The 12,718-nt window shown below is 35.1% G+C and carries 9 protein-coding genes; 2 read left to right on the forward strand and 7 right to left on the reverse strand.

The window, feature by feature from the left end; all coding sequences use genetic code 11:
- Positions 1-4: 4 nt before the first annotated feature.
- From ileS to panC, 7 genes are all read right to left on the reverse strand, one after another.
- The gene (ileS, locus tag GQ46_RS08825; protein ID WP_044400701.1) at positions 5-3,409 is read right to left on the reverse strand and encodes an isoleucine--tRNA ligase; all 3,405 of its coding nucleotides are present in this window, start codon (positions 3,407-3,409) and stop codon (positions 5-7) included.
- A gap of 375 nt (positions 3,410-3,784) precedes the next feature.
- Positions 3,785-5,143, reverse strand: a complete 1,359-nt coding sequence (gene radA / locus GQ46_RS08830) for a DNA repair protein RadA (RefSeq protein ID WP_044400704.1) — start codon at positions 5,141-5,143, stop codon at positions 3,785-3,787.
- Positions 5,144-5,234: 91 nt separating this feature from the next.
- Entirely contained in the window at positions 5,235-6,410 is a 1,176-nt protein-coding gene (locus tag GQ46_RS08835; RefSeq protein WP_231567341.1) for an alpha/beta hydrolase, read from the reverse strand.
- Positions 6,411-6,500: 90 nt separating this feature from the next.
- The gene (locus tag GQ46_RS08840) at positions 6,501-7,784 is read right to left on the reverse strand and encodes an alpha/beta hydrolase (protein ID WP_082041732.1); all 1,284 of its coding nucleotides are present in this window, start codon (positions 7,782-7,784) and stop codon (positions 6,501-6,503) included.
- Between the two features lie 52 nt (positions 7,785-7,836).
- Positions 7,837-8,790, reverse strand: a complete 954-nt coding sequence (locus tag GQ46_RS08845) for a lysylphosphatidylglycerol synthase transmembrane domain-containing protein (protein ID WP_044400707.1) — start codon at positions 8,788-8,790, stop codon at positions 7,837-7,839.
- 6 nt (positions 8,791-8,796) lie between these two features.
- On the reverse strand, positions 8,797-9,147 hold the full coding sequence (gene panD, locus GQ46_RS08850) for an aspartate 1-decarboxylase (RefSeq protein WP_044400710.1): 351 nt from the start codon (positions 9,145-9,147) through the stop codon (positions 8,797-8,799).
- A gap of 13 nt (positions 9,148-9,160) precedes the next feature.
- Positions 9,161-10,009, reverse strand: a complete 849-nt coding sequence (gene panC, locus GQ46_RS08855) for a pantoate--beta-alanine ligase (RefSeq protein ID WP_044400712.1) — start codon at positions 10,007-10,009, stop codon at positions 9,161-9,163.
- Between the two features lie 185 nt (positions 10,010-10,194).
- Between panC and GQ46_RS08860 the strand changes: the two genes are divergently transcribed.
- Entirely contained in the window at positions 10,195-11,004 is an 810-nt protein-coding gene (locus GQ46_RS08860; RefSeq protein WP_044400714.1) for a glycogen/starch synthase, read from the forward strand.
- 6 nt (positions 11,005-11,010) lie between these two features.
- Positions 11,011-12,714 (forward strand): DUF4270 domain-containing protein, encoded by a 1,704-nt coding sequence (locus tag GQ46_RS08865; RefSeq protein ID WP_044400716.1) that lies wholly within the window; start codon positions 11,011-11,013, stop codon positions 12,712-12,714.
- The last annotated feature ends 4 nt before the right edge of the window (positions 12,715-12,718 follow it).

Here is a 12,718-nt window from a genome sequence, read left to right on the forward strand (position 1 = left end):
ACTATCAATTTTTTTTAATAAACAACCTGGTATTTATAGTGTCAAACGCAATTTCTATACCGTTATTTATTTGGTCCATAATTTCAAGACTATCTGTTAAGGTTTCGGCCTTGATGTACTCTAAATTTGTTTTTACAGCTTGCGTAATTTCAGCGTCTTTTTGCAGTTGCACCACAATTCTGTCTGTTACTTCAAATCCTGAATCTTTACGCAAATTTTGAATACGGTTCACGAGCTCACGAGCAATCCCTTCTTCACGTAATGCTTCTGAAATAGTAACATCTAATGCAACGGTAATAGACCCTTCATTTGCGACAAGCCACCCTGGGATGTCTTGGGATGTAATCTCAACATCATCACGATGTAATTTAATAATTTTTCCGTTACAATCAACATTTATACTTCCCTTTTGTTCAACTATTTTAATGTCTTCCGGACCAAAGGACTGTATTGCATTCGCAATCAACTTCATATCTTTCCCAAACCGTGGTCCTAATGTTTTAAAGTTAGGTTTTATCTGCTTTACTAAAATATCTGATGCGTCTTCAAGCAACTCAATTTCCTTGATATTAACTTCACTTTTTATCAAATCGCCTACTGCATTAATCTCTTCTTTAAGTTGAACAGAATCCACAGGAATCATAATTTTCTGTAAAGGTTGTCTTACTTTTATCTTTTCTTTAGCTCTTAACGATAACACTAATGAAGCTATTGTCTGCGCACTTTCCATTTTGCGTTCCAAAGACTTATCAATAAAATCCGCATTGAATTTTGGAAACTCTGCCAAATGTACACTTTCAAATTGTTCTGTTTGTGTCGTTTTTGTTAAGTCTAGGTACAGTTTATCCATAAAGAAAGGAGCTATTGGGGCGCCTAACTTTGCTATGGTAAGCATGCAGGTATATAATGTTTGGTAGGCTGAAATTTTATCTTGCTGGTAATCGCCCTTCCAAAAACGTCTTCTACTTAAACGCACATACCAGTTACTTAAATAATCTTGTGTAAAATCTGAAATAGCACGAGCCGCTTTGGTAGGTTCGTATTCTGCATAATAGGCATCTACTTTTTGAATCAGGGTATGTAGTTCAGACAAAACCCAACGGTCTATCTCTGGTCTTTCATTTAACGGAATATCTGGTTCTGCATAACTGAATTTATCTAAATTAGTATACAGACTAAAAAAGGAATACGTATTATACAAGGTTCCAAAAAACTTACGTTTCACTTCTTCAATACCTTCTAAATCAAATTTTAAATTATCCCACGGATTTGCATTGGCAATCATATACCAGCGTGTCGCGTCTGCTCCATAAGTATCTAAGGTCTCAAAGGGGTCTGTAGCATTCCCAAGACGCTTAGACATTTTCTGTCCGTTTTTATCTAAAACCAAGCCATTAGAGACTACATTTTTATAGGCAACAGAATCGAAAACCATAGTAGCAATAGCATGCATGGTATAAAACCAACCTCTAGTTTGATCTACTCCTTCGGCTATAAAATCAGCCGGAAAGGCTTTATTCTCATCTATTTTTTCTTTGTTTTCAAAAGGATAGTGCCATTGTGCATAAGGCATAGAACCAGAATCAAACCATACATCAATTAAATCACTTTCACGGCGCATAGGTTGGCCGCTTGGCGATACTAATACAATTTCATCTACAATATTCTTATGTAAATCTATTTTTGCATAGTTATCTTCAGTATTATTTCCAACTTCAAAATCTGCAAAAATGTCTTCTTTTAAAACGCCTGCCGAAACGGCTTTTGCCATTTCATTTTTTAGTTCTTCAACAGAACCAATACAGATTTCCTCTTTACCATCTTCGGTTCTCCAAATGGGTAACGGTATGCCCCAATAACGCGAACGCGATAAATTCCAGTCGTTTGCATTGGCTAACCAATTTCCAAAACGTCCCGTTCCTGTTGATTTTGGTTTCCAGTTAATGGTGTCATTAAGCGCAACCATTTTTTCTTTAACATCTGTGACTTTAATAAACCAAGAGTCTAATGGATAGTATAGAATGGGCTTGTCTGTTCGCCAGCAATGTGGGTAGCTGTGCTTATACTTTTCAACTTTAAAAGCGCGATTTTCCTCTTTTAATTTAATAGCCAGGGCAACATCCATTGAACGCTCTGGCGCTTCTCCGTCCTTATAATATTCATTTTTAACATACTTTCCACCAAATTCTTTCATTTCTGGTCTAAAGCGGCCTTGCAAGTCTACTAATGGTACCAAGTTTCCATTATCATCCTTCACCAACAGTGGTGGGATTTCAGGTGTGGCTTGTTTAGCGACTAAGGCATCGTCTGCTCCAAATGTTGGCGCGGTGTGAACGATACCTGTACCGTCCTCAGTTGTTACGAAATCTCCTGCAATGACTCTAAAGGCATTTTCTGGATTGTCATTTGGTAAGGCGTATGGTAATAACTGCTCGTATTTTATTCCTACTAAGTCTTTCCCTTTAAATTCTTTAACGATGTAGAATGGAATTTTCTTATCACCTTCTTTGTACTCTAATAATTCTGGTTTCGTTTCAACGTTATGAAATTTAGCATCAAATTGTTTATTGACCAATGCTTTTGCTAAAATCACATTGATTGGTTTGAACGTGTATTGATTATAAGTTTCAACGAGTATATAATCAATTTTGGGACCAACGGTTAATGCCGTATTACTAGGCAAGGTCCAAGGTGTTGTTGTCCATGCTGTAAAATAGATATCCCCTTCGTTTTGCAGAAAATCTGGCAGTGTTTCGTCTAAAGCTTTAAACTGAGCAACGATAGTCGTATCGGTTACATCTTGATAGGCTCCTGGCTGATTAACCTCATGCGAGCTTAATCCAGTGCCTGCTTTTGGTGAATACGGCTGAATCGTATAGCCCTTATACATTAAGTTTTTAGTATAAATCTCTTTTAACAACCACCACACAGTTTCCATGTATTTGGGCTCGTAGGTAATGTAAGGATCGTCCATATCTACCCAATAGCCCATTTTTTGAGTCAGGTCATTCCAAACATCGGTGTAACGCATAACTGCTTTACGACAGGCTGCATTGTAATCTTCTACTGAAATAGTTTTGCCAATATCTTCTTTGGTAATGCCTAATTCTTTCTCCACTCCTAATTCTATAGGCAAACCGTGTGTATCCCAACCGGCCTTGCGCTTAACCTGAAAACCTTTCATTGTTTTGTAACGTGGGAAAATATCTTTGATAGCACGTGCTAAAACGTGATGCACACCAGGCAAGCCGTTGGCGCTTGGTGGCCCCTCAAAAAACACGTACGGTTCAGCGTTTTCACGCGTAGTCACACTCTTTTCGAAGATGTTATTCGCCTCCCAATACGCTAGTATTTCTTCTGCAACGTTTGGTAAGTTAAGTCCTTTGTATTCAGGGAATCCTGCGCTCATTTTATGTGGTTTCGTTATCGAGTCGCGAAATTAAGAAATTTTGGGAAAAAAGAAGAGGTTATTGGTTGGAAAGTAAGAAGTGAAAAAAACCTATTTATGATTTCGAAATTTTTTATTTAAAAAAGAAACGCTGTTCGCAGTATAAAAATAATTGAAAAACAATTCTTTTTGTATGCTATTCTGGTAATAAAGAATTTTGGAATTTGTTATTTTTTTGATGTCTGAAAAGCAGATTTTGCTACCCTCTTTCAAATATAAAAATATACCCATGTTGAAAGACCGAAAAGACTTACCCCATAGTATTAATTTGAATTACAAAAGGGTCAACAAGTCTCAATGGTAATTTCAATTTTTGATGCTCTGGCACAAAAATTATTAAACTATAAATTCCACCAAATCCTCAATCTTAGAAATCAATTGAATCTTTATTGCGGTGTTTTGAAGTGAAATTTTGTTGTATTTTGAAACGAATATGGTTGAGAACCCTAATTTTTCAGCTTCAAGAATACGTTGTTCTACACGCTGTACGGGTCTAATTTCTCCCGACAAACCAACCTCTGCCGCAAAACAATAATTGGATGGCAAGGCTTGATCTTCATTGGAGGATAAAATGGCTGCCACTACCGCTAAATCAATAGCTGGGTCATCAACCGTTATCCCGCCAGTAATATTTAAAAAAACGTCTTTTGCTCCCAAGCGAAAACCAGCACGTTTTTCTAACACGGCTAACAACATATTTAACCGTTTAGCATTAAAACCTGTAGCGCTGCGTTGTGGCGTACCGTAAACAGCTGTACTCACTAAAGCTTGCACTTCTATCATTAACGGGCGCATGCCTTCTAAAGTGGCCGCGATAGCATTCCCGGAGAGTTCTTCGTCTTTTTTAGAAATTAGAATCTCACTGGGATTGCTAACTTCTCGTAATCCTGAGCCTTGCATTTCGTAAATGCCGAGCTCATGTGTTGAGCCAAATCTATTTTTTTGTGCGCGTAGAATTCGAAACACATGATTACGGTCGCCTTCAAATTGTAAAACCGTGTCTACCATATGCTCCAGAATCTTTGGTCCGGCAATGCCCCCGTCTTTGGTAATATGACCAATTAGAATCACTGGCGTATTGGTTTCTTTCGCAAATTTTATAAGCTCTGCCGTACATTCTTTTACTTGAGAAATACTGCCACTAGATGATTCTATATAATCGCTGTGTAAAGTTTGAATAGAGTCTATTATAACAATGTCTGGCGCTAAGCCTTCAATTTGTTTAAAGATGTTTTGCGTTTTTGTTTCTGTAAGGATGTAACAACTTTCGTTATTTGGGTTAATGCGTTCGGCACGCATCTTTATTTGTTTCTGGCTTTCTTCTCCAGAAACGTAAAGTGTTTTGTAGGGTAATTTTAATGAAATTTGAAGCAACAACGTACTCTTGCCTATGCCTGGTTCTCCTCCTAAAAGGGTTAAAGAACCAGGAACAATTCCGCCTCCTAAAACACGATTAAACTCAGCATCTAAAGTATCCAGGCGTGCTTCTTTAGACGCGTCAATTTCTTTTATTCTTAGCGCTTCAGACACCCGTTTTGAAGTGTTTGTTGGTGTTTTCCAATCGCTTTTTTCTGGTTTTTGAACCACTTCTTCAACAATCGTATTCCACTCTTTACAAGCGGTACATTGCCCTTGCCATTTTGCATATTGTGTCCCACAACTCTGACAGAAAAAGGTCGTTTTTACTTTAGCCATGTTTACTTTCCGCGAAAGCCGGAAACTTCATTAATTAATTTTATTTTTTGTTTGATATAAACCTACAAGATTTCTAAAGCCTTGCAGGAAATTAATATCCAAAATCTGCTTTAATTTGATCAGATAATTTTAAAACATGATCTTTAGTAATCCCACCAGCTTCCTTTAAAATATAGGCGGATTGATAAATTTTCATAGCCTTTTTAGCGTCTCCTGTTTCTTCATGAAAACGACCTAAATAATAGTTTCCTAATAAGGTTTCCGGATATTCTTTCCTAGCTAAATTGCCTAAAGGCTCAAAATATTCGTACTTTTCTTTCCTATTAATTGCCGCTTCAATGGCCTTAAAATCATTTATCAAAACAGGTTTGTCAAAACCATAAAAGGTTTTAATAGTTTGATATTTTTCTAAAAGATAGTCTACAGGCGAAGATTCTAATACTAATATCTTTTCAGCAAATTCTTTTTTAGATATTGGTTTATATACATTAAAGATATTTGCAAAGGCTTGAGGTATTGCAATAGTTGGCAATAAATAATGTGACGGACCTGTAAAATCATCAAAACTGCTATTTACATAATCGTTTTCTATTTCGTCAATCATTGTATTCAATGCTTTTGTTTCTTTTTGAATTGATTCAAAATCTTTATCAGAAGTGGCACTATAATAAAATGTTGGACTTTGAATTGTGTTCAGTTTTTTTGAAATTAAAGAAGTCATATCTTTAGCCAGATCTGGGCTTATAGCAATATATGCGTCAAACACAGGCTTGTCTTCTAACAAAAAATAATTGATGAAATTTGCACTTTCTCCATGACCTACTACTACTTTAAATTTCACTGTTCTATACGTTTGTTCAATAAATGGAAGTAACTCCAAACTAATAAACTCAAGAAAAGCAGCGCCAGTAGCTGTAGGCAATGAACTTGTTTCAGAATAAAGATTATCTGATTCACGTTTACCAACTTGATTAACCCCTACAACAATAGCCTCTGGCATATCCTCCCAATAGGCTGTATAATCTGAATTTCCTGCAACGATTTCAAACATAAAGTCGCCATCTAATACCACTATGACCGGGTAGCTTTTTTCACCGTTGCCATAGGTTCTTGGCAATTGAATTTTAAGATCTCTTGCCTCACCTAATTTATTGGAATTAAAACTTTGATATGAGGTTTGAGATGCTGCAAACTGAAAACAAAATAGTATAATTACTGTATGAATAAAACGTCTCATTAAGTAATGGGGTTTAACTAGTGTAGTCATTTTTTCGTTTTTTATTTTAACTCTTGTTTAAAAGCGCGTTACGGTTTATTCTATTATTAATACAACTGTTTTTCTTTATAGTAGGACTACTTATAAATCCTCAAAATCCTCATCTTCCTCTTTCTTATCCTTTTCCATTTTTTTCAATTCTCTCTCTATCTTTCTTAATTCTTTTGCTTTTGCTTTTTCTTCTTTTTTAGCCATTTTCTCTTCCTCTTTTTCAGCCTCTATTTCTGCTAGACTTTCTTGACTACCCTCAAGATAAGTTAAAACAATATCTTTAGTAACACCTCCCGCATCTTCCAATAAATATGCTGCTTCATAATTTTTTATTGCTTTTTTATAATCTTCTTCTATTTCATAAAAACGTCCTAAGTAGTAATGTCCTAAGAGCAACTCTGGACTTTCTTTATTTGCTAATTCACCAAGAGCTTCAAGGTATTCCCATTTTTCAGTCTTTTTTATTGCTGCAGCTACTGCTCTAAAATCATTAACTACAATAGTTTTATCTATACCAAAAAGGTCCTCGATAGTTTGGTATTTTTCAATTAAATACGCTACAGGTGAAGATTCTAATTTTAATATGGATTCTTTATATTCTTTTTTTGAAATAGGCTGAAAAACAAAAAAGATACTTTCCAAAGCTTTTGATATAGCATAAGCCGGAAGCGCATAATGTGAGGGTTCCTCAAAATTATCAAAAGTGCTTAACAGATTTTTATTGTCGATGCCGTTAATAGCTTTATTTAATGCTTCAGTATTTTGTTTTAATACGCTTACATCTTTATCAGAGGTTGCCAAATAGTAAAATGTTTTAGTTTCTATAGTCTTAAGTCTTTCAGACAAAAACCGTATCATATCTGGCGCCAAATCAGGACTTATTGATACGTATGCATTAAATAATGGTTCTGGTTTTAGTAAATAATAATTAATAAAATTAGCTGTTTGACCATGACCTACGACAACTTTAAAGTTTCCGGTTCTATAGGCTTTTTGAATGTAAGGAATTAATTCCATACCAATAAATTCAAAAAAAGCAACTCCTTTTTCAATAGGTAATGAACTCATTCCTGAATACATAACGTCCTCCTCGCGTTTTCCAAATTGATTAATACCAACTACTATTGCCTCTGGAATATCCTCCCAATAAGAAGCATAATCTACATTTGCAGCGACTATTTCAAACATATAATCTCCATCTAAAGTTACGATAATCGGGTAACTTTTTTTACTGCTATCGTAACTTCTTGGTAATTGAATTTTAATCTCTCGAGAGCCTCCTAGTTTTTCGGAGTTGAACACTTTGTAAGTGACTTGTGCACTAATGAATTGGACTGAAAAGCAAAGAGCGAGTATAGATAATAAGCGTTTCATAGTAGGTGATTTTAAATTTAGCAGGTAAAAATTCAGAAAAGCAAGGTACAAATTATTTTTTTCTGTTGTATACGGGTATTAAAATGAAAGACAGTGTTCCAAAAATGATAATCATAATAGTTTGTGAGGTCCACATAATCCAACCAAAGGCTAAACTCGGTACAGCGGCAATACCAAAAACACCGAAGGCTTTCATTACTGCCACAGGATAAACAAAGATACCGCCATTAGTGGCAGCAATAGTGAAGCTCGCTGCTATAAATGCCACTAAAATGGCACCAACTGTAATCGTGTCCAAATCTGGTAATGCCAAAGTGGTTACGTAAAACATAAGTAAATACATAAACCATATAAATAAAGTATGACATATGAAGGCCCATTTGTGTTTCATTTTAAAAATGCTCAACACGCCTTCTATTAAACCTGATAAAAAGCTTTTGATTTTTAAAGCTATTTTATACTGGCTTTTCTTCAGAATTATAAAAATTAAACCAAAAGAGATTAGCCCAGCAACAGCAAATTGAACTAGCCTTTGTGGGTCGATTGATTTGCTTAATAATTCATATATATAATCAAACTGAATAAGTAATGTAAACCCTATGATACCGAGCATAACCACCAAATCTGCCATTCGCTCAGCCACTATGGTTCCAAAACTTTTTTGAAAAGGGACTGCTTCATAATTGGTAAGGACTGCTGCTCTTAATACCTCGCCAGATCTTGGAATGCCATAATTAGCCAAATAGGTTATAAACACAGCCATGACACTATTAGGGAATCTAAGAGTATACCCCATAGGTTCAAGAAGGTATTTCCAGCGGTAAGCTCTTGATAAATGACTTAAAAAACCAAAAAAGACGCCTAATAAAATCCACCAATAATTAGCAGATTTAAAATACGGAAGGATCGCTTTAATAGGTAATTGTGTAAATGTATACCAGCCAAAACATATCGCTAACAAAAGCGGGAGACCAATTTTGAGCGTTTTTTTGGTGGAGTTATTCAAGAGCTGTTATTTTAGTAAATTTGTTGCTTCATCTGGAAACACCAATGACGGCTTAAAAACTTTAGCTTCTTCGATATTCATAAAGGCATAGGTAATTAAAATAAGCACATCTCCTGGTGATACCAATCTTGCGGCTGCTCCGTTGAGCGTGATTTCTCCTGTATTTCGTGGACCAGGAATAGCATAAGTTTCTAATCGCGCGCCATTATTGTTATTTACAATTTGAACTTTTTCACCTTGTATAATATTTGCGGCATCCATTAAATCTTCGTCAATGGTAATGCTGCCTATATAATTAAGGTCTGCGCCCGTAACTTTTACTCTGTGAATTTTAGATTTTACTACTTGTATTTGCATGGTGCAAAGATAATTAATTTAGGGCGATATTGTCTATTAATCTTATGTCGTCTGCGTAAGCAGCAATAAACGCTCTGTAGGTTTTTGTTTTAGATTTTCGTTTTACTGGCTTTAAGGTTTTAATATCTGCAATACTAAAATATTCTAATTCCAATAATTCATGTTGTGCAAATTGTTTTTCAACCCATTCCGTCACTTCTTTAGCACTTTTTGTGCCAAATTTTATTTTGGCAGCCTGTAATGTTTTGTATATAAATGGTGCTGCTCTTTTATAATCAGGTTTTAGTCTTATGTTCCTTGAACTCATTGCTAGCCCACTTTCTTCTCTGTGAATTTTCCAGCCCTTAACTTGTACTGGACAGTTATGTTTTTCAGTTAACTTTTTTATGATTGCTAATTGCTGATAATCCTTTTCACCAAAATACGCTTGGTCTGGTTTTACAATTTCAAAAAGTCGCTTTACTACAGTGGCAACACCGTCAAAATGTCCTGTTCTAAACCTTCCTTCCATTTCGAATTCGAGACCGTCAAAATTAAAATGTTCCACTTTTGTATCGGCTCCATATAAATCTTCAACACTAGGGGCATAAATAATAATAGCTTTAGAAACTGTTTCCAGAAGTTTTACATCTTTATCAAGCGTTCTTGGGTATTTTTTTAAATCTTCGGCATTGTCAAATTGTGTTGGGTTTACAAAAATACTTACGACACATAGCGCATTATTAGCTAACGCCTCTCTTACCAAAGACAAGTGCCCATAATGTAAAGCACCCATTGTAGGCACGAAACCCACGGTGATCCCTTGGGCTTTATAGTGAGCAATATGCTTTTGAATTTTACTTTTATCCTTGAAAACAGTCATTTTTAATATAAAATTAACGCGTGCAAACTTAATATATTAGTCGCAATCTGCATAAAATTTTGTACTTTTGCGTGTTTTTTATTTTGATTTTTCCAAAAGCCAAACCTCACATACCAAAAGTTTTTGAGGTTTTTTTAAAACGTTAAGCTATTAACAACCCTATTTTGAACTAGTAAAACTAATGTATGAAAGATAAGAGAATATTATACGTGTCGTCTGAAGTGGTGCCTTATTTACCTGAAACTGAGATTTCTTCAATGTCATTTGAAACTCCAAGAATGGTGAACCAGCAGGGCGGACAGATAAGAATATTCATGCCCAGATACGGAAACATTAACGAAAGAAGACACCAGCTTCATGAAGTCATTCGTTTATCTGGAATTAATTTAGTGATCAATGATTTAGATATGCCTTTAATTATAAAGGTCGCCTCGATACCAAAAGAACGTATTCAGGTCTATTTTATTGATAATGATGAGTATTTTAAAAGAAAAGCAACACTTACAGATGAGGATGGAAATTTATTTCCTGATAACGATGAGCGTGCTATTTTCTTTGCCAAAGGCGTTATTGAAACTGTAAAAAAATTAAACTGGTCTCCAGATATTATTCATGTTCATGGTTGGCTAGCTTCCCTGTTACCGCTGTACCTAAAACAGTTTTATAAAGACGAACCTTTATTTAATGAAAGTAAAATTGTTACGTCTGTATACAATCAAAGTTTCGAAAAAGCGTTAAACAAAGACCTAATTAACAAAGTCTCGTTTGATAATATAGACCCAAGTACTATTAAGGCATTAAAAGACCCTACCTATAATAACCTAATGAAAGTAGCAATCGACCAGTCTGATGCACTTATTATAGGTTCAAAAGAAATACCTGAAGAACTAGAAAATTATTTAAAAGAATCTAAAAAACCTGTGCTAGACTTTAAAGATAAAGATGAATTTGCAGAAGCATACACAGAGTTTTATAATACAAGCGTATTACAATAATTACCTATGAAAAAGATAATTTACAGCCTTAAATTTATAACATTACTTACTTTAATACTGGGTATTTCTGTATCATGTGATAACGATTTCTCAAATATCGAAAGCGATATTCAAGGCATAAAAAACTTTGAAGCCACCAGCAAATTATTTCCTATGGTTGCTAAAACCAGATTGTTTACGCCTTTCACTCCTGCCGGAAACGAAGATTTTGTAGGCGTGCAAGCAGATAATTTACCAGGAACGCTTTTAGGTGTTTATAAAGACCCTAACGGTGTTTTTGGCATCACAGAAGCTAATCTGACTGCCCAGCTAGTTCCCACTAATTTCAATACTGATTTTGGCACAAATCCTGTTTTGGAATCTGTGATCCTAAATATTCCTTATTTTTCCACATTAGTAAGCACAGACGGTGAAGGTAATAATACCTATACTTTAGACTCCATATATGGCAACACCAATGTTGAATACAAATTATCTATCTATAGAAATAATTATCTTTTAAGAGATTTAAATCCTGATGCAGATTTTGAAAATCCGCAATGTTATTATTCTAATCAGCAAGAATTGTTTGACGCTACAGTTGCTGCAGCAGACTTAATCTATGAGAACACGGCATTTAAACCAGATCCATCAGAGCATGTTGTTATCGGGGAACTTGACCCAGACACTGGGGAACAAGAAGATACAACGCGTTTTCCTCCAGGCCTAAGAATTGATTTAACCGTTGATCCTGACCCTGTTCCAGATAACATCTATGTGAACACCTCCTTTTTTTCAGATTTACTTTTTGTTAATGCTACGTCTAATGATTTAAGTAATAAAAATCTATTTACTAATTATTTTAGAGGTCTAATCTTTAAATTTGAAAGCAGTACTGATGGAAGTATATTCTATGTAAACATGGATGGCGCAAGTATTGTTGTAGACTATACTAACGATGAAGAAATAGAATCTGAAGAGCCTTTTGATGTTAGAGATGCTACAGCCTACAGATTACAATTTAATGGCAACACCGTAAATACTTTTAACACTATTAGCAATGAAGATGTAGAGGGTCGTGAAGACAACCTTTACCTTAAAGGCGGTGATGGGGCGCTTGCTGAATTGAATTTATTTGCAGGTAACATTGAAGATGATGAGGGCAACCTAGTTGATGCTTTAACTTACTTTAAAGGTAAAAAAGACCAATGGTTAATTAACGAAGCGAATCTTGTATTTTACGTAAATAAAGGTTTAATTACTAACAGTGAACCAGAAGATGAGCCAGAACGTGTCATACTTTACGATTTAACAAACAATATCCCCATCGCTGATTACTTTTTAGATGGTAGTGCCAGTAATAATACAAACCAATCAAGAACCCAATTTTCCGAAATATTAAAACGTGACAGTAATGGTGAAGGTGTGCGCTATAAATTCCGAATTACTAACCATATCAATAATATTTTACAAAGAGACTCCACAAATGTTAAGTTAGGCCTATATTTAACCTATAATATTAATCAACCAATATTTATCTCTGGTGGTATTGAAAGAATTGTAAAATCTAAAATTCAAGGCGTTAACAACGACGAAGAGAGTTCTACTATTGATGCACTTCCGCCTGCAAGCATACTAAGCCCTAAAGGAACAATTCTTTATGGAAGTGGCAACTTACCAGAAGGACAGAAAGCAGAATTCGAAATATTTTATACAGAACCAGAAAACTAATAGT

It is taken from the genome of Lacinutrix sp. Hel_I_90, from assembly GCF_000934685.1.
Taxonomy (GTDB): domain Bacteria; phylum Bacteroidota; class Bacteroidia; order Flavobacteriales; family Flavobacteriaceae; genus Lacinutrix.